Annotated in this window: 18 protein-coding genes and 2 pseudogenes; 19 read left to right on the top strand and 1 reads right to left on the bottom strand. The window is 42.4% G+C overall.

The window, feature by feature from the left end; genetic code table 11:
- The coding region (locus IM456_RS16475; protein WP_287693456.1) for a GDP-mannose 4,6-dehydratase at positions 1 to 483 on the top strand (483 nt) is incomplete at its 5' end.
- 12 nt (positions 484 to 495) lie between these two features.
- Entirely contained in the window at positions 496 to 1,434 is a 939-nt protein-coding gene (locus tag IM456_RS16470) for a GDP-L-fucose synthase family protein (protein ID WP_149986757.1), read from the top strand.
- Between the two features lie 53 nt (positions 1,435 to 1,487).
- On the opposite strand, the gene IM456_RS16465 is transcribed toward IM456_RS16470, so the two are convergent.
- Positions 1,488 to 2,165 carry a hypothetical protein gene (locus IM456_RS16465; protein ID WP_287693454.1) on the bottom strand — a complete coding sequence of 226 codons (678 nt, stop codon included), beginning with the start codon at positions 2,163 to 2,165 and terminating at the stop codon, positions 1,488 to 1,490.
- Positions 2,166 to 2,618: 453 nt separating this feature from the next.
- Between IM456_RS16465 and IM456_RS16460 the strand changes: the two genes are divergently transcribed.
- The 17 genes and pseudogenes from IM456_RS16460 to IM456_RS16385 form a co-directional block, all read left to right on the top strand.
- A complete protein-coding gene (locus tag IM456_RS16460; protein ID WP_149986759.1) occupies positions 2,619 to 3,803 on the top strand; it encodes an ATP-grasp domain-containing protein in 1,185 nt (394 codons plus the stop codon).
- Between the two features lie 309 nt (positions 3,804 to 4,112).
- A pseudogene (locus IM456_RS16455) lies at positions 4,113 to 5,361 on the top strand (ISNCY family transposase).
- A gap of 188 nt (positions 5,362 to 5,549) precedes the next feature.
- Positions 5,550 to 5,756 (top strand): hypothetical protein, encoded by a 207-nt coding sequence (locus tag IM456_RS16450; protein WP_149986761.1) that lies wholly within the window; start codon positions 5,550 to 5,552, stop codon positions 5,754 to 5,756.
- 78 nt (positions 5,757 to 5,834) lie between these two features.
- The gene (locus tag IM456_RS16445; protein ID WP_004159254.1) at positions 5,835 to 6,323 is read left to right on the top strand and encodes an MgtC/SapB family protein; all 489 of its coding nucleotides are present in this window, start codon (positions 5,835 to 5,837) and stop codon (positions 6,321 to 6,323) included.
- A gap of 65 nt (positions 6,324 to 6,388) precedes the next feature.
- Positions 6,389 to 6,616, top strand: a pseudogene (locus IM456_RS16440) (transposase); the annotation flags it as partial.
- Between the two features lie 135 nt (positions 6,617 to 6,751).
- Positions 6,752 to 6,934, top strand: coding sequence for a CsbD family protein (locus tag IM456_RS16435; protein WP_016515440.1), 183 nt, complete (start codon positions 6,752 to 6,754; stop codon positions 6,932 to 6,934).
- 171 nt (positions 6,935 to 7,105) lie between these two features.
- The gene (locus IM456_RS16430) at positions 7,106 to 9,991 is read left to right on the top strand and encodes a GAF domain-containing protein (protein WP_149986762.1); all 2,886 of its coding nucleotides are present in this window, start codon (positions 7,106 to 7,108) and stop codon (positions 9,989 to 9,991) included.
- A 44-nt stretch (positions 9,992 to 10,035) separates the two neighbouring features.
- Entirely contained in the window at positions 10,036 to 11,589 is a 1,554-nt protein-coding gene (locus IM456_RS16425; protein ID WP_149986763.1) for a caspase family protein, read from the top strand.
- Positions 11,590 to 11,637: 48 nt separating this feature from the next.
- On the top strand, positions 11,638 to 12,105 hold the full coding sequence (locus IM456_RS16420) for a CsbD family protein (RefSeq protein ID WP_149986764.1): 468 nt from the start codon (positions 11,638 to 11,640) through the stop codon (positions 12,103 to 12,105).
- Between the two features lie 66 nt (positions 12,106 to 12,171).
- The gene (locus tag IM456_RS16415; protein ID WP_016515444.1) at positions 12,172 to 12,327 is read left to right on the top strand and encodes a lmo0937 family membrane protein; all 156 of its coding nucleotides are present in this window, start codon (positions 12,172 to 12,174) and stop codon (positions 12,325 to 12,327) included.
- A gap of 123 nt (positions 12,328 to 12,450) precedes the next feature.
- Positions 12,451 to 12,876 carry a hypothetical protein gene (locus tag IM456_RS16410; protein WP_016515445.1) on the top strand — a complete coding sequence of 142 codons (426 nt, stop codon included), beginning with the start codon at positions 12,451 to 12,453 and terminating at the stop codon, positions 12,874 to 12,876.
- A gap of 264 nt (positions 12,877 to 13,140) precedes the next feature.
- On the top strand, positions 13,141 to 13,836 hold the full coding sequence (locus IM456_RS16405) for a VIT1/CCC1 transporter family protein (RefSeq protein ID WP_287232590.1): 696 nt from the start codon (positions 13,141 to 13,143) through the stop codon (positions 13,834 to 13,836).
- Between the two features lie 117 nt (positions 13,837 to 13,953).
- Positions 13,954 to 14,145 carry a Thivi_2564 family membrane protein gene (locus IM456_RS23380; RefSeq protein ID WP_016515447.1) on the top strand — a complete coding sequence of 64 codons (192 nt, stop codon included), beginning with the start codon at positions 13,954 to 13,956 and terminating at the stop codon, positions 14,143 to 14,145.
- Positions 14,146 to 14,180: 35 nt separating this feature from the next.
- On the top strand, positions 14,181 to 15,275 hold the full coding sequence (locus IM456_RS16400; protein WP_287660562.1) for a glycosyltransferase family 2 protein: 1,095 nt from the start codon (positions 14,181 to 14,183) through the stop codon (positions 15,273 to 15,275).
- Positions 15,276 to 15,782 carry a glycosyl-4,4'-diaponeurosporenoate acyltransferase CrtO family protein gene (locus IM456_RS16395; RefSeq protein ID WP_149986766.1) on the top strand — a complete coding sequence of 169 codons (507 nt, stop codon included), beginning with the start codon at positions 15,276 to 15,278 and terminating at the stop codon, positions 15,780 to 15,782. It abuts the gene before it with no gap.
- Positions 15,776 to 16,624 carry a transglutaminase-like domain-containing protein gene (locus IM456_RS16390; protein ID WP_149986767.1) on the top strand — a complete coding sequence of 283 codons (849 nt, stop codon included), beginning with the start codon at positions 15,776 to 15,778 and terminating at the stop codon, positions 16,622 to 16,624. The genes IM456_RS16395 and IM456_RS16390 overlap by 7 nt, the downstream gene beginning before the upstream one ends.
- Before the next feature lie 890 nt (positions 16,625 to 17,514).
- On the top strand, positions 17,515 to 17,935 hold a 421-nt coding region (locus tag IM456_RS16385; protein WP_353845519.1), incomplete at its 3' end, for an RRXRR domain-containing protein.

The raw sequence follows: 17,935 nt of genomic DNA, 5'->3' as shown, positions 1-17,935 counted from the left end.
GTCACGCGCAAAATTACCCGCGCTTTGGCCCGAATTATTGCCGGACAACAGAAAAAACTCTATCTAGGAAATCTTGATTCTAAACGGGATTGGGGTTATGCTAAGGATTATGTGCGGGCGATGTGGTTAATGTTACAACAGCAAGAACCGGATGATTATGTAGTGGCGACCAATGAAACCTATTCTATCCGGGAGTTTCTCGATATTTCTTTCCAATACGTTAATTTAAATTGGCAGGATTATGTGGAGTTTGATGAACGTTATTTGCGTCCGGCGGAAGTGGATTTATTGATAGGAGATTCCACAAAAGCCAGAGAGAAATTAGGTTGGCAGCCGTCGGTAACGTTCGAGGGACTGGTAAAATTAATGGTAGATGCGGATTTAGCGGCTTTGGGGATTAATCTTAATAACGGTGGTGATAGCGAACAGTTATTAAAAGATTTGGCTTATCTTCGCAATCGTTCGATGACAACTGTGGATTAAAGAGGTGAAAATATGCTGAATTTAAGCGAACAAAGAATCGTCGTCACCGGGGGGGCTGGATTTTTAGGTCGGCAAGTAGTTAATCAATTAATTGCAGCGGGGGCAAATCCCGAAAAAATTACAATTCCTCGGTCCAAAGATTGTGATTTAAGAGTTTGGGAAAACTGTCAACGTTTAGCTGACGAAGAAGATTTAATTATCCATTTGGCTGCCCATGTGGGAGGCATCGGTCTCAATCGGGAAAAACCCGCCGAATTATTCTATGATAATTTGATGATGGGAACCCAATTAATTCACGCTGCCTATCTAGCAGGAGTGCAAAAATTTGTCTGTGTGGGGACAATTTGTGCCTATCCAAAATTTACTCCAGTACCTTTCCATGAAGACGATTTATGGTCAGGATATCCCGAAGAAACCAATGCGCCTTATGGTATCGCTAAAAAGGCTTTGTTGGTACAATTAGAGTCCTATCGTTTGCAGTATGGTTTCAACGGAATTTATCTTTTACCGGTAAATTTATACGGGCCAGAGGATAATTTTGATCCGGGTAGTTCCCATGTAATTCCTGCTTTAATTCGCAAGGTTTATGAGGCACAACAACGGGGGGATAAACAACTTCCTGTCTGGGGAGATGGTAGTCCAACCCGGGAGTTTCTCTACTCCACCGATGCAGCGCAAGGCATTGTTATGGCCAGCCAATTCTATAATGAGTCAGACCCGGTTAATCTTGGTACAAATTATGAGATTTCTATCAAAGATTTAGTCGAATTAATCTGTGATTTAATGGGTTTTGATGGCGAAATTGTTTGGGAAATAGATAAACCAAATGGTCAACCGCGACGCTGTTTAGATACAACCCGCGCTAGGGAAAAATTCGGTTTTGTTGCCCAAATGGAATTTAAAGAAGGTTTGCGAAAAACCATTGAATGGTATCGGCAAAACGCCGCTTAGTCCAGATAGCTGGTGTGTTAGATAAATAACTAACACACCAGATTTTTTTTAGGTTACTGACCGGTAAAATCAGAACGAAGGGTTAATTTTAAATCTTCCTTGGGGTTAATTGACAATAATTCCACCGATTCTCCTCGTAATAACCAGCCGGCTAATACTTCTAATCCTCCTCCTCGTAATAATCCCTCGCTAACCGGTTGGTCAGAAGTAAAAGAAGCGAGGACAGAAGCGGCCGATTTTCCTAATACTGCACCCTGAATAATTTTGTCGGGGTTAACTCCTTTAATTAGCTTTTCTAGACGAGTGAAAACTGCCGAAATAGCATCAATAGATTTTTCTTGGGGTTGACGGGTTTTTAAAAAGATTTTTTGGGATAAAAAACGCGAACCTTGACCATCAGGTTTAATTTCTCCGATAATCTGACTACCATCGGGAATAATTGTCTGTCCTTGGGAATTTTTGATATTATCGGTGACGGTCAGAGATAAAGAAAAAGTTTCTTGTTTGGTTAAAAGAATTTTTTCCCCTTGCTCGTATTTTACAGGGATGTCTGTGCCGGCAGTAATTAATTGATCATTCCCCAAAGGAATCGGTTTAATCGGGTTAATTGGGGCGAATTGACGTGCGATCGCAGGAGTCAAGGAGAGGGAGACCACAACGAAAGAAGCACTTAAAAGCATTGTTAATAGGGTCAGAGGATGATGACGACCCTGCTTTTGAAAATATAGCATCTTACCCCTGAGTTTCCTAGTGGGAGCGAATTAAAGACAGAGACGAAAGCGGAAAAAAGTTTGTTTCCAAGCAAGAAAATGCGGGAAAAAGGAGAATTTCAGCAAAAAATAACTGAGATTTCCTACTAATTGCCAGTTATTAGTTTATTTGGTCTATTGAAACGCCAAAACTCTTGATTTGTCCGCAGTTCTTAGTTTGGCACGGTTAATGGGGAACAATAACTATTTATGGGAGAATTATAGGTTCAATCCTATCAAAAAAAATCACCCGATCGAATTAACTTCAATTTTTGCGATCGAGATTGCCGTCACTACAAGTCCCCCATCCCTATAAACCAAGAATATTCTCCCTGATCACCCGTGAACCGGATGCTGTTGCTAAAATAATCTTCATAGTCCCCAAGCTACCGAAACGAGCAAAGAGAGAATTGCCACTTTATCAATTAATCAATTATGGATTTACTCGAATACCAAGCCAAGGAAATATTTGCTCAAGTCGGCATCCCCATTTTACCTTCCCAACCAATCCACGAACCGGGGGGACTAAAAAGATTAAACATTCCCTATCCTATCGTGCTGAAGTCCCAGGTACGAGCGGGAGGCCGGGGAAAAGCAGGAGGAGTGAAATTTGTCGCTAATACCATTGATGCGATCGCTGCCGCCCATGCTATCTTTCATTTACCGATCGCCGGAGAATATCCAGAGGTAATCCTAGCAGAAGCCCGGTATAATCCGCAACAAGAGATATTTTTAGCCATTTTACTCGATTATCATCTGCAAAGACCAGTTTTACTGGGTGCGAGTCAAGGGGGGATGGATGTGGACAGTTTACTGGAAACCATGCAAAAAGTGGTCATTGAAGAGAGATTTTCCCCCTATCTCTCTCGGCAATTAGCCGTATCTATGGGTTTAAGAGGGTCTTTGATCGAGTCTATCAGTCAAATTCTCGAAAAAATGTATAGTCTCTTTGTCAGCAAAGATCTCGATATTATCGAGATTAATCCCCTGGGTATCAACGAAGCTGGGGAAGTGATGGCCCTAGATGGCAAAATAAGTGTTAATGATGCCGCTTTAGCCAGACATCTCGATCTCCTCGCTTTGACCCCACCCCAATTACAATCCCCTTGGTCGATAATTGATCAAACTGGCCGAATAGCGATGATCAGTAATGGCCAGGGTTTGATGTCCACTGTCTGGGATGCCTTAGCTGGCAAGGGGGCAAAACTGGCGGCATGGCTTATACTGGAGGAAAGACTAGAATTAGAGCAATTAAACGAGCAAATAGAGGCTGGTCTGCAACAATTCCAACTATTGCCTAATTTAAAAGTGGTTATCGTTGATATTATCAGTTATCCCGACTTTGGCCAAAAAGCGATCGAGAGTATTAGCAATTACTACCGCAGTTATAGCCCATTATCACCCGGCCGGGGCAGCGACGAACGAACGATCCGGGCTACCCGACAGGAAAGACAAACCTTGGAACCCCGATCTTTTCCCAATCCCACCCTACCACAAATAATTTTTCGCGTCCTAGCTGACAGCAAAGCGATCGATCTCAGTCAGAGTTTAGCTGATGTTAACTTTCATTGGTTAGAGTCTTTAGAAGAGGTAGTCACTGCAGCAATTAAATTAGCCTAGAATCAGTGATCAGCAGCAATTCTCATTTTGAAATAAATAGAGCATTAACCCCGATTTTGGAAGGCAAAATATAGTAGAAAGTGACTATTTTTCAGGGAGAGGCGATCACTAAAAAAACAATTGGTTGGATAAATTAAGTATAAATACTCAAGCAATCAAAGGGATTGGCTGAGAACGAACGGGGGAAATTCAGGAAGATAGTTCTGTTTTTAGAATAGGGAATTCAAGGGAAATAAAAATTTATAATTATTGTCAGCTAAGGTAAAATGGGTGAGTTAGAAATCCACCAGCACGTCAAATTATTCCAAGATGGCTCAAAAAGCGGCAACCCTAGAAATTTCGGAATTAATGCAATTTTTACGTCAAGAATTACATGATTTACCCGATGAGAGGAAACCTGGAAATAATAGAAAATATCAGGTAGAAGATGCCGTGATGGCTGCATTTTCAGTCTTTTTTACTCAGTCGCCGTCTTTTTTAGACCATCAACGTTTAATGAAAAGCAACAAGGGAAAAGATAATGCTGAAAGTTTATTTTCAATTGAAAAAATTCCTGGGGATAATCAAATAAGAAATCTGTTAGATCCAGTGCCAGCCTCTAATGTCTCTAGGACTTTTCAAAAAGTCTATCAATGGTTAAAGGAAAAGGGAGTTTTGAAAAAGTTTCTCTACTTAGATGGAGAAATTTTAGTGGCGTTAGATGGCACAGAATATTTCTCATCCAAGAAAATTAATTGCCCTCATTGTAACTGTCGTAATCATCGAAATGGAACTACAACTTATTTTCATGGCTGTGTCACACCTAGGGTGGTGTCTCCTAAGCAAAAACAAGTAATTAATTTAGAGCCAGAATTCATTAAAAAACAAGATGGAAATCAAAAACAAGACTGTGAAAATGCGGCCGTTAAAAGATGGTTAAATAAGAATCATAAAAATAAGTATGGTTATCCTGTAACTCTTTTAGGAGACGACTTATATTCTCACGAACCTGTTTGTGAATTAGCGGTAAAACAAGGTTACAATTTCATTTTTGTTTGTCTGGAAACGTCGCATAAAACTTTATATGAATGGCTAGAATTTTTAGAAAAAAGTGGCGAAGTTACGACCGTTGAAAAGAAACAATGGGATGGACGAAAAAATCTAATTTATCGTTATCGTTATGCTTCTAGAGTTCCCTTAAGAGAGGGCGACTCAAGTCTCGAAGTTAATTGGTGTGAAGTGACTGTTATTAATGAGAAAACCCAGAAAATTATCTACCAAAATAATTGGATAACTAATCATAAAATCATGGAAAATAATGTCGAAGAAATTGTCAAAGCTGGGCGTAGCAGATGGAAAGTTGAAAATGAAGGCAATAACGTTCTTAAAAATCACGGTTATAATTTAGAGCATAACTTTGGTCATGGTCAGAATCATTTGTGCGAGTTCTTATTGTCTTTAAATTTACTAGCTTTTTTATTTCATACCGTTTTGGATTTAGTTAATTACACCTATCAAAAGATTCGTGAGCTATTAGTAACTCGGACTTCTTTCTTTAATGATATTCGTACCCTATTAAAATTTATTTAGTTTAAGAATTGGTCGGAATTTTTCTCATTTATTCTCACCGAATATGTCCCATTTAAACAAGTAAATTCTAGTTAAAAATGTCAGAACTATTGAAGGAGAAAAAGAAAGTTGTTTATAAAAAAAACTAAAAATTTTCTTAGAATTTCATCCAGATTTATGAGTTGAAATCGATTTTTCATGGACAAAGTTATTAAAACCTGTCTATCTCCAGCGTTGGATGATAATTATCTGTCAAAAAATAATGCTTCTACACAAGTTCTCTATTTAAATAAGAGAATTTTATCTGATTTTTTTCAAAATGATAATTGCTGCTTTGGCACTGAGCGGTTTGAGTCAGAGGGTGAGTTTTTCCGAGTCACGATTGATGATGCAATCTATCGGTAGAACGATCGGACATCAATAAAGAAATTACAGCCAACTTTGTAGAATGAAGTACAGCCAAAGTAAGGAGGGACTACGGGTGTGTGGCAAGTGATATGGAATACTGTGCTATCGGAATTCTCCGAGATCACCGATGTGGCTCAAATTATCCGCATCATTTTACGTTTCTTGCTTGCGGCGATCCTTGGTGGTCTACTGGGGTACGATCGGGAGATCAAGGGCAAGGCGGCAGGGTTGCGAACGCATATGCTGGTTTCTTTCGGGGCAGCACTCTTCGTCCTCATTCCTCAACAATCTGGGGCATCGATCGCAGATTTAACTCGTGTGTTGCAGGGCTTGATCGCTGGGGTGGGATTCCTTGGGGCCGGATCGATCATTATAGGAAGGCACCAAGAGGAGGCTAAGGGGATGACCACGGCGGCGGGCATATGGCTAACGGCGGCCATCGGCGTAGCGGCAGGGATGGGGCGAGAAGCGACGGCCATTCTCAGCACTCTCTTAGCCTTGGGAATCTTATCCTTAATTCCCAAGGTCGAACGGTTGTTTGAACGCCGTGGAAGGAGGAGTTAAACGGGGTCGGAGTATTCGGGCGGATAGGGGGTCAGAAACTTCTGTCTAAAATCAAGGAACGCTACGGATGGGCATTGGAAGTGGTCAAGCGGAGCGATGACCAAAAAGGATTTGTCCTGTTACCGAAAAGATGGGTAGTCGAGCGAACCTACGCTTGGTTGGGATGTTTCCGTCGTTTAAGCAAAGATCACGAATATTTACCGACTACCAGCGAGGCGATGATTTATGCGGCGATGGTACATCTAATGTTGAGACGTTTAGCACCCGCCAAGTCGGACTCAACTACTTCCTGATAACTTTTCAAACAGCTTCTTAACCTTGAGTTACATTTTGTATCGTATTCAATCAATTCAATCAATTCATTCAAGAAATCAAACAACCACCTATTACACCTAATATCAGGAAGCCAATTTAACAAGGAGCATATCATGAGTTTAAAAGATAGAGCCAAGGCAACCGCCAAAAATATCGAAGGTAAAATTCAAGAAGCAGTAGGCGATCTGACTGGCGATCCCAAAGCTCAAGCAGAGGGCAAGGAAAAACAGGCAGAGGCAAGAGTTCGTCACACGGTCGAAGATGTGAAGGACGAAGTTAAAAAGATTGTTGATTAGTAGGTCATTTCATTTTAAGTTCTGGACTATGCTACTGAATATGGATTGTCTAGCCAGTATTTTTTTACGCAAGTCCTAAGAACTCTTCATCAAGAAATCGCTTAAAACCGTTAGAACCAGGAACAGTATTCAAGATACAATCAAGATAAAATAAATGAAAGGGAGACAATTATGGTGGATGAACATATTTTAAATGAAATTGAAACCCAGATAGAAAAGGCAACTCTTCAGCTATTTAAACAAGAAGAAGTTTTTGCCAACATTGTTCAACAATGTATCGGGCTAGGCTATGATTTTGCTTCAATTCAGTTGATTCGTTCTGAAGAACAAATTATTGAAGCAGTAAAGGGAACTGACTGGGCTGGAAAAGCTAGGCACTATCTAGAACCTGACCCCAGTTTAAGAGATATTCAAGCCGATATTTGCCAAACTTGCCGAACTGAAGTTATTGCTGGTTGGGATAAACGGGGGCGGTTTGATAAATGGGTTTACGATGATAACAATCACCAGAATCTGATACGGGTTTTTACTCCTCTGATTTTAGTGCAGGATGATAAAGGTAAAAATGATCAACAATGGTTTAATGACTTTCGGGGAAATTTTATTAATAATGAGGTTACTAAAAATTGGTTTAAGGAGATTGGAAAACATCAATCTCAAGATAATGGTCAACAGAGTGTCGCAGAAATTTTTCTACCTGAATCCTGTGTAGGCGATGAAGTTAAAGTAATTGGAACAATAGAAGTAGGATATAAGAATCCATTAAAAAAGATTGAAATAGAAGAAGTGATTGATCTAATTAAAAAGGCAGGTGAGTGGGCTTTAAAGATTCGTGAAACTCAACTTCCTTGCGTTTTGGACAAGATTGCTAAAATTGCCATGAAAGCAGTTGAAGCTGATGGAACTAGCCTTCATTTTCTAGAAGGATTGCCACTAAAACCTTATGTTCTGGAAGTCATTTCTGACGGAAGTATCAAGAAAAAACCTTTAGTGATTGAGGCAGATCGCATTCCTTACTCTTACGAAGTTTTTTCTGAATTAATTGGTCGTGACTTTATCAGAAAAAGTCCCCCCAGAAAAGGTGGTCTAGGTCAAAAGGCGATCAAGGATGATCAAGAAAAATTTGTACCAGATTTGTCTCAAGGACAAAATGCCATAACCCTAAAAGATTACAATCAAAAAGCATTTGATCTGGGAATTAAAGCAATTATTATTATTCCCTTAATTGTTGAGCAATATACAGGATGTTTGTATTTTCATTTCAAGAAGGAGAATCCTTTTGACAAAAGGGTAATTAGTTGGCTAAAACTCTTTGATAATCGGGTTGAAGAAGCCATCCGTCATGGGATAACTTACGAACATCAGCGAGACAGAAATACTCAACTCAAAGTGCTTCATTCAGTGGCTCAATCTTTGACCAAGAATCTAGATAAAGAGGACTTACTGAACCAGATTGCCTGGAGTACCCTCAATCTACTAGCCGCTGATACTATCACGATTTACAGATACATTGAAGCCAATGATCAATTTCTCTCTCAACCCGCTAGAGCAGGAAGACTAAAGTTTAGCCAACAAGCACAAACAGAAATCGATAGCGAGGATGTACCTGCTAAACTCGTCAAACATGGAAAGAATGTCTATCCTGATGATGTAGCCTGTCAAGAAATATTCAAAGAGTCCTTATTTGCTAAAAAAGAAGAGATTCAGGCAGCAGCAGGAATTTTGCTGAAAGTCAATGATCAAATTGTCGGCACACTCTTGATCAATTATCGACGACCTCATGTTTTTGAACCTGATGAAAAAATAATTATTGAAACCCTTGCCGCTTCAGCCGCGATCGCTATTATGAATCAGCAATGGCTGGAAAATCGACAGCAATGGTTGAGAGCCTTCAGTGAGATTAATCGCCACATTAAAACCGCTATCGGCTTAGATAATAAACAACTCCCATTAAAAGATGATAAACAACTCCTAAACCTGATTATGCAACGATCTCTGGAATGCACTGGCGCAGACTTAGCAGATATTCGACTTTTTGATTCCGTAAGCCAAGAATTAGTTATGGAGGTTTGGCATCCAGCGAATGCACCAGGGGCTTCTTCGATTCGCACGAAACTCGGAGAGGGCATTACGGGATGGGTGGCTCAACATCGAGAAACCGTTTTAGTGAACGATGTTACTAAGGACAAGGGCAATCGCTACAAACGTTACGATGAACCATCGAATTCGGAGCTATGTGTTCCCATAGTGGATCAAGATCGTCTAGTGGGTGTCATCAACCTAGAAAGCTACCGCAAGGGAGCATTTGACGAAAGAGATAAACAAATGTTAGAAGCTTTGGCAGATCAGGTTGTTATTGCTATTCAAAGCGTGAAAAATAGAGAACAACTGGTTAAAGTGAGGGCTTTAGCTGATCTTGGAACCGTCACCAGTTCCTTGATTCATCGAATAAATAGTGAGGTGGGGGCAATTCGAGTATGGGCAGAAGATATTTACGATGTGGGCGATCCCTATAGCGAAGGGAAAGCACTTCGGATTCGAGCTTCAGCAGAACGGATTCTCCAAAAAGCTCAACGGATGCAAGTGTGGATTCAGCAAGAGGATAAATTACCGATTAATATTGCCGAAGTCGTACAAGATGCTCTGGCACAAGTCGATGATTTCCCATCTAATATCGTTAAACAAATCGAATTACCTGACAACTTACCGGATATTTCGGTGGGTAAACAGCAATTGACTGATGTTTTTGATAATCTAATCCGCAATGCTGCCAATGCCATGCCAGAAGGGGGAACTTTATCGATTGGGGGTGAACCAATTGATAGTGAGGGAGAAACTTTAATTAAAGTGTGGGTCAAAGATACGGGGATAGGCATTTCCGAAGAAGATCGTGATCTAATCTTTGAGCCTAGCTATAGTATGCCATCTTCAGGACACGGTATGGGAATTGGATTGTGGTTAGCTCAGACCTATATTGAAAGTTTAAAGGGTAATATCACCTTTGACAGTGAAATAGGTAAAGGATCTCAATTCACTGTTACCTTACCTATTAATTGATCAGGGATTCTTTTAACTTCACAGATAAGCATAAGGAGATTGATATGCCAGATCGAGAATTCAGAATTTTGCGAGTCGAATATAGGCCTGACGATCAAGATATCGTTAAAGAAAGAATCGCTTTAGCTTTAAACGGTCACGAATTCTATACTAAAAAAGCTGAGACTTATAATGAAGCTTATGAGTCTCTTTCTGGACAAGATCATTGGGATTTACTTATTACTGACATGAGCTTGGGCGAAAACAGTGAAGCCATTAGAAGGAAAAAAAAATATCAGAATTATGAACTAAAAGGGAATGTTCTATTGGATATTGCTGGGCGAAAACAAATACCAGTTATCGTAGTTACCGCAGCACCTTTGAGCCAAAGAGAAGTAAATCAATATCACTGTGTAAATAAAATAAGAGGATTTTTTCTTGTACACGATTTTGATAGATCATTATTTATCGATAAAGTAAAAGAAGTTTGGGAGAATTGGGATGCTCACCAATCAGGCGAAAAATTGGATGATCTTGCGATGCCAATCAGTCAAAGCAAAACTATTCACAATCCCATTCAGGAGCCAACTAATATGCACTTTTATGCCTTGTTAATTGGAGTGGCTAACTATCGCCATGTTCGTCCACTCGCCAAGACTACAAATGATGTTGATGGTTTATTTAAAACCTTGCTTAAGAATGGCTATTCTTCTGAAAACATTAGTATTTTGAAAGATGGAGATGCCACCAAAAATAACATTAGTCAAAAACTAGATTGGCTGGCTAGTTCTACCAAAAAAGAGGACACAGCAATTATTTTCTTTTCTGGACATGGAATGCGTTCTGTTGGAGGATTTTCGCCAGGAGAATATTTATGTCCTGTAGAGGCTAATTTAGATCAGCTTAAAGAAAGTTGTATTAGCAGTGAAGAATTTACGACGGCTTTGCGAGCAATTCATGCAGATCGTTTAGTTGTTTTTCTGGATAGCTGTCACTCTGGTGGAGTCGGTGAACCCAGAGATCCAAACATTGAAATCCAAAAAGGTTTATCTCACACAACTTACAATCAAATGGCTAATGGACAAGGGCGAGTTATTATCGCTTCGTGCAAATCTAATGAGGTATCTTGGGAATTTGAGAATTGGGAAAATGGGCTATTTACCCACTATTTACTCGAAGGATTGAATGGTAAAGCAGCCAACAATGACAAGGAAGTTTACATCATGAGTTTATGTGACTATATCTCCAAAAATGTCCCTCAACAACAATCTACTCAACATCCATTTATAAAATTAGCAGCCGAAAATTTCGTAATTGCTATAAACCCAGAATTTTCAAAAAAACCACCAAACCAACAAAGAACACCAACCCCAAATAATACTGTAACAAAAGAACAATTACGGAAGCAAATTAAGGATGCTTATACTGACAGTGAATTTGAGACTCTCTGTGGAGATATGGAAGTAGAATATCAGGATTTACTGCAATACAGAACTCTTGATCTACAAAGATTTCATCTAATTGATATTTGTTACCGTCATGGTAAGTACCAAGACTTGGTTGACAAAGTACACAATCGTTCCTATTTTACCAATCAAGAAACCATAAAGACCAGCTAATGTCTAAGCAGATTATTAACCAATCAATTTTTTTTGGAGATTAAAACAATGATTTCATTTCAACAGATTCGTCGCTTTGTTGTCACCATGATTTTAACTATAATGCTGACAATTACCATCGCTTTTGACTTTGGAACTACAAATAGTTGGGCTGGAACTTTACCACCCCAAATTGCGACCATGAATCGAGTCGAGGCAATGACTAAGAATATTGAGGGCAAAGCTCAAGAAGCGATCGGCAACATAACAGGTGATCCCAAAGATCAGATGATGGGAAAAGCCAAGCAGGTCGAAAGTCAGGCTCGTAATACAGCCGAAGATATCAAAGACAAGATGAAGTTAAAAGGGAGAACAAAAGCAGTAACAAAAAACATTGAAGGCAAAGCTCAAGAGACAATAGGTAAGGCTACTGGTAATCGCAACGATCAAGTTGCTGGAAAAGCTAAGCAAGCCGAAAGCCAAGGTCGCAATGTAGTAGAAGATTTAAAAGATGCGGTTCAAAATATCTTTAATTAAAGATCGATTGAAATCTTTTACTCCGAATCAATTTTCATTACTTTTATCTAAAGGAAAGAGGGAATTATGTTTGATCTCGTTTGGACTGCCGTTGTTATACTTTTCATTCTCTGGTTGTTAGGCTTCTCAGTTCACGTTGGGGGCAGCTTAATTCACCTGCTTTTGGTTTTGGTGCTGATTGGCATTGTCTACAACTTATTTCTGAGGGGACGTATTAGCTAATAATCGTTGTGGCTTGGCTTGCAAGCCAAAAAACTCCGACTCGCAACCAAGCTGCGATGTTTAGCTCAAATTCATTGCCACAGGTTTGCCTACATTATTCTGAAATCAGCAAGAGGAAGCATCATGAGTACTAGAATTGACAACTTCACCAAACAACTCCACGACAATTTAGAAGCGGTTGAAAACAGAGCAAAATCCCTTAAGGAAAGCATTCAATCCGCGATGAAAAAAACTCAAGCTGAGATTCAATCGAAACTCGACGAAGCGAAGGCACAGCTAGACGCTAAGAAACAAGAATTTGATGAGTACAGAGCAAGACTCAAAACTCAATTTGAGGAAAAAGAATCTGAGGTAGAGTCGAATATCGAGGAATGGAGAGCGAGTCGCGAAGTCAAGAAGCTCGAACATCGGGCAGATAAAGCTGAAGACTATGCAGCTACAGCGATCTTGTTAGCGATGGCGATGATGGAAGAGGCTGAAAAAGCAACCTTGGAAGCGATCGCCGCTAGACTAGATGCAGAGGCTGCTGCCGGAACCACAGAAAAGTAAGACCTGATTAAACCAAGCTTTTCGGGGAGTTTTAGCCACCGATATGCGCCTAAACATGGCGTTACCGTGTCGTATCTCAATGTTTACGAAAGAAAGGCAAAACTCAGATCGGCCTGATTAAGCCAGTGCAAATGCTTTCAGCACTATATCAGGATGTAGCGTTAGCTCAAGTTGCCAAAGAGGTTGAGGAAAAGACCATTCAGATGGTTGACGAGGCAAAATGAATACTCGCCACCTCAATTAATCATAAGGGAGAGAAAGAGAATGCCCAGAAGCCACAGAGAACGACATCGTACAGGGCGAATCGGCTGGCTACGGGCTGCAGTTTTGGGTGCAAACGACGGCATTGTCTCAACCGCAAGTCTAATCGTTGGGGTTGCGGCGGCACACACGTCTCGAAGCGAGGTGTTAGTGGCTGGGGTGGCTGGCTTGGTGGCTGGGGCGATGTCAATGGCCGCTGGTGAGTACGTCTCTGTCAGTTCACAAGCCGATACTGAGAAGGCCGATCTCTCGCGGGAACGGAAAGAACTTGATATCGACGAACCATCCGAGCGAGAGGAACTGGCGGCAATCTATGTGGCTCGTGGACTCGATCCGTTGTTAGCCAAACAAGTCGCCGAGCAGTTGATGACTCGTGATGCCTTAGGTGCACACGCCCGGGATGAACTGGGCATCTCCGAGAGCCTGACCGCTCGACCAGTTCAAGCGGCGCTGGCATCGGCAGGTGCGTTTGCCGTCGGTGCAGCCATGCCGCTGCTCACCGTGCTGGTAGCACCAGAATCGAGATTGGTACCCGTTGTATTTGGAAACTCTCTGATTTTTCTGACCGCGCTGGGAGTGCTGGCCGCACGCACTGGTGGAGCCCCCGTGATCAAATCGGCCGTTCGAGTCGCCTTTTGGGGTGCGATCGCCATGGGGCTGACCGCAGCCGTGGGTGCCCTGTTCGGAACGGTCGCATGAGAGGGAAACAAGCACAACGGTGTACCGCCACCTAACAAGCATATGTGTATGATAGAGAGAATAAAATGCTTAACGAAACTCATTAGAACTCATTAGATCGGAGAAAGGAGGTCAGTCATGGATCTGGTACAGTTTATGGTAGTTATCATCGTGGTTGGGGTTCTATTGTGGCTCGTGAACAACTACATTCCGATGGACAGCAAGATCAAGCAAATCCTGAACATTGTGGTTGTCATCGCCCTCGTTTTGTGGATTCTTAAGGTGTTCGGATTGCTGAGTTTTCTCAAGGGAATTCGTATCGGTAGGTGAGTGATGTTCTAGACGGAAGGAAAGGTTGAATCATTATGGATCTGATGTCCATCACACTGGTGGTGCGCTGGCTAATAGGCTGGGGATTGATGTGGCGGTTGCCGCGACTTCCAGACCTTTCAGTCGTCGGTTCGCCTAAAGTCTCGGTCTTGATTCCGGCGAGGAATGAAGAGAGTACCCTCCCTAATTTGCTAACAGCCTTAAAGCAGCAAACATTCAAGCCCTACGAAATCATTGTCATCGATGACCAGTCCGCCGATGCTACCCCACAGATCGCCGAACAGGCCGGGGTGAAAGTAGTGCAGACTAGCCCTTTGCCCACAGGTTGGACAGGGAAAAACTGGGCACTCAAAACCGGATATGCAGCCTCATCTGGCGATATTCTCGTCTTTCTCGATGCCGACACTGAGCCAGGGGAGGAGCTGCTCCGCAGGCTGGTGGCAACTGTTCAACACTTAGGTGGTCTGGTCTCAGTTCAGCCCTATCACCGCACTGAACGCCCCTACGAACTGTTAGCGGTTCTGTTCAATCTCGTCGGCTTGATGGCCGTCAAACTGGGAGCAAGAGGTGGTGTGGCTTTTGGACCAGCTATGGCTACCAGCAAGGATGACTATGAGCGGGTCGGCGGCCACGACGCTGTGGCAGGATATGTTGTAGAAGACTGGTTCATGGCTCATATTTATGAGAGTGCGGGACTGCCAGCAAGTGCCTACATTGGTCATGGCCAACTGGACTATCGGATGTACCCCGGCGGGCTGCGGGACTTGGTTGTTGGTTTCGACAAAAACTTTGCAACGGCAGCAGGGGAAGTCTCTTGGCTGCGGATGCTGGCGGTTGTGTTCTGGCTTTCAGGGTTGTTCTGGGCGGCTTGGTGTCTGCCCGCATCCCTATTTGGCTGGCCGATTGTCGGGAATTCATCCTTACTATATAACGTACTGCTTTATCTTGCCTTCGCCATACAGTTAGCCATAATTGTATGGCCAGTGGGTTCATTCGGAGCAATCGTCTTTTTCTTCCCCATTCCGGTTGCCTTCTTCATTGCAGTGTTCCTGCTGGCCATTCTGAATCTCGAACGTGGTCAAATCGAATGGAAAGGACGAAGGATAAGTACCCGATGGCAAGGTGAATGAATGAGATTATCTATACTACAGTTACCGGATGGGGTAATCGTCGGGCTTTGTGTGGTCGGTTGGACAGCCTGGTCACTTTTGATCGGTTTTGTCGGTCATCGACTTCCCCTGAAATTCCTAGAAACGGACACCTGCCTGACCCGGCCACGACCCTGGGGGGAAGATAGACAATGGTACAATCGGGTACTGCGGATCAATCGCTGGAAGAATCGGTTGCCAGAAGCAGGGGATTTCTTCCCAGGAGGTTTTCGCAAAACATCCGTTGGCGGTGGGGACTGTGCCGTAATGTCCCGTTTTTTGGCTGAAACCCGTCGCGCGGAATACGTTCACATCGCCATCTGGCTGTTTTGGTTAGTGACGATGCTCTGGACTCCTGACTGGGGTGTGCTGGTAAACCTCGCCGTGGGAACAGCCTTCAACCTGCCTTGTTTGTGGGTGCAGCGTTACAATCGGCTTCGGCTCCAGCATCTGCTCGTATTGAAAGGACAGGAAAAAACTATATGCTAAAGTACGAACTTGGCTGTGAATTAAACTACAGCATTGAGCAAGCAAGCACTCTAATTCTTAATGTTGCTATTGTCAGCAACAACCATCAGATTATTGTTCAGGAAGACCTCCATTCTAACTCTCAACGGTCGATTGAGGAATACATCACTTCTGTCAGTGGAAACCGATACTTTCGACTCAATGCCCCTCCTGGCAATTTGCAAATTTCCTATCGAGCGACCGTTGGCTTATCTCCTTATTATTCAGACCCCAGTACGGTTTTTGAAGTAAAGCCAGCCGATTTACCCCTCGATATCTTGTACTATCTTTATCCGAGTCGTTACTGTCAGTCAGATCGATTATTGCGCTTTGTCGCGGCTGAATTTGGCAATTTAGTCCCTGGTTATTCCCGGGTGACAGCTATCTGTAACTGGATTTATGACAATGTTTTGTATCTCTCTGGTAGCAGTGATTCTTTAACTTCTGCTTGCGATACAGCGATAGAAAGGGTAGGCGTTTGTCGTGATTTTGCCCATTTAGGCATTGCTTTTTGTCGGGCCTTGAATATTCCAGCACGCTTTGTTTCCGGCTACGCCTATGGTTTAAATCCCCCCGATTTTCATGCCTGGTTTGAGGCTTATCTAGGGGGTCGCTGGTATCTTTTCGATCCTACCCGCCTTGTGCCTCAGAGCGGGCTAATTCGCGTTGGCACAGGACGAGATGCAGCCGATGTTTCTTTTGCCACTATTTTTGGTCCTGTACAAATGAATCAGATGAGGCTTTTTATGGACTACTTACCCGATGCCAAGCCGATTTCCGAGAATATTTTGATACCGACAACAGAGGCGATCGCCATCTCTTGAGCGTACCCCAGTCAGGTATTCTATTATCGAAAATTTGGCTTGAAAACCCCGTCCTTTGAGGACGGCTTTAAGCTACAATGGAAAAAGCGATAACCAAGCTAAAAACTGAACCCTGACCACAGATAGTAGGGGGTTTCGGCTCTTCTGGTTTCTGTGTGGAAACGGGGTCTATACTGATAGTTTCTTCAGCAAAATAGCACTAAAAGTCTTTCCCAGTAAACATTTCACGATTCTATGATCAAAAATTATCACACAAAGTCGAGGAGAGCCTGGTTTCGTTCAGAAAAGAATTCAAATTCGGCCTTGAACGAGTAAAACTTTCTAGGAAATAAGGTTGAACATGAGATTTTTTCGACTTGTTCAAAGTGGCCGTCCGGCATTCGGACACTCAAAACGGACGGGTCGAAAGTGTCAGACTTAAGCAATTAAGCGTTTTTCGCTATCTGCGTCAACCCCATTGACGCGACCACCCTTAAAAAGTGGCGTGGTGAGGAATCGCCGTCCGTTTTACGGCGGCGAGGATGTCAAAACACTAATATTGAGATCAAAACCGTTGTCTCGCAGGAAGTCTCGGAGGCGATCTTCTCTGGTCTCGTCGAGTATCAAGCTAATCATGCTTTAATCGCTTTCCGACAAAATGTCGAAGCGTTGAGTGGGTTTGAGATAATTTGATTCGTCACTAACCCCGCCCTAAAAGGGACTGAGCTTGCCTAGACCAATTTAGGCGACGCAAGTAAAGACTACCGCATCGAGACACAATCTGGCACAGACCTCTGAATACTTCCCTAGTTCGGATTCCCTCTAAGCTTTATTGGTAAGGCGTTGTTAGACAAGACATCTTGATTGTGTTGCGGTAAGGGACATTAACTTCACTCTTAAGGATTATCTCCATAGCAAGAGTTCCTGTTATCTCAAAAGACGGAAAGTCGTTAATGCCCACCAAACCCAGTCGGGCCAGACGGTGGATTAAGGAAGGAAAAGCTATCGGCAAATTCAACGATTTAGATATTTTCTATGTCCAGCTAACCGATGAACCTTCCGATAACAAAACCCAACCGATTGCCATTGGTATTGACCCGGGTAAATTATTCTCTGGAATTGGTGTTCAATCCTCCCTTTTTACTCTTTGGAAGGCGGGAGCATCCCACTTTTGCAATAAGCAATTGTACTTAGATGCGAAATACTTATATGGCAAGCCTTTTCGGGAGTTCATAGATTTTCAACGGTTCTCTAAATTGTGTGATTTGAACCATAATCGTTACTACAAAAGCCTTCTTACCCTTCTGAGCATTTATACTCATTACATAATTG

Source organism: Microcystis sp. M079S1 (assembly GCF_020246425.1).
Lineage (GTDB): Bacteria > Cyanobacteriota > Cyanobacteriia > Cyanobacteriales > Microcystaceae > Microcystis > Microcystis aeruginosa.
This window is presented reverse-complemented; position numbering and strand designations above follow the sequence as displayed.

Excerpts from the sequence above, each read along its gene's own strand:
- IM456_RS16395 (WP_149986766.1), top strand. The coding sequence starts at position 15,276 with ATGAGATTATCTATACTACAGTTACCGGATGGGGTAATCGTCGGGCTT.
- IM456_RS16400 (WP_287660562.1), top strand. The coding sequence starts at position 14,181 with ATGGATCTGATGTCCATCACACTGGTGGTGCGCTGGCTAATAGGCTGG.
- IM456_RS16405 (WP_287232590.1), top strand. The coding sequence starts at position 13,141 with ATGCCCAGAAGCCACAGAGAACGACATCGTACAGGGCGAATCGGCTGG.
- IM456_RS16470 (WP_149986757.1), top strand. The coding sequence starts at position 496 with ATGCTGAATTTAAGCGAACAAAGAATCGTCGTCACCGGGGGGGCTGGA.
- IM456_RS16425 (WP_149986763.1), top strand. The coding sequence starts at position 10,036 with ATGCCAGATCGAGAATTCAGAATTTTGCGAGTCGAATATAGGCCTGAC.
- IM456_RS16460 (WP_149986759.1), top strand. The coding sequence starts at position 2,619 with ATGGATTTACTCGAATACCAAGCCAAGGAAATATTTGCTCAAGTCGGC.
- IM456_RS23380 (WP_016515447.1), top strand. The coding sequence starts at position 13,954 with ATGGATCTGGTACAGTTTATGGTAGTTATCATCGTGGTTGGGGTTCTA.
- IM456_RS16410 (WP_016515445.1), top strand. The coding sequence starts at position 12,451 with ATGAGTACTAGAATTGACAACTTCACCAAACAACTCCACGACAATTTA.
- IM456_RS16465 (WP_287693454.1), bottom strand. The coding sequence starts at position 2,165 with ATGCTATATTTTCAAAAGCAGGGTCGTCATCATCCTCTGACCCTATTA.
- IM456_RS16420 (WP_149986764.1), top strand. The coding sequence starts at position 11,638 with ATGATTTCATTTCAACAGATTCGTCGCTTTGTTGTCACCATGATTTTA.
- IM456_RS16450 (WP_149986761.1), top strand. The coding sequence starts at position 5,550 with ATGGACAAAGTTATTAAAACCTGTCTATCTCCAGCGTTGGATGATAAT.
- IM456_RS16435 (WP_016515440.1), top strand. The coding sequence starts at position 6,752 with ATGAGTTTAAAAGATAGAGCCAAGGCAACCGCCAAAAATATCGAAGGT.
- IM456_RS16415 (WP_016515444.1), top strand. The coding sequence starts at position 12,172 with ATGTTTGATCTCGTTTGGACTGCCGTTGTTATACTTTTCATTCTCTGG.
- IM456_RS16430 (WP_149986762.1), top strand. The coding sequence starts at position 7,106 with ATGGTGGATGAACATATTTTAAATGAAATTGAAACCCAGATAGAAAAG.
- IM456_RS16390 (WP_149986767.1), top strand. The coding sequence starts at position 15,776 with ATGCTAAAGTACGAACTTGGCTGTGAATTAAACTACAGCATTGAGCAA.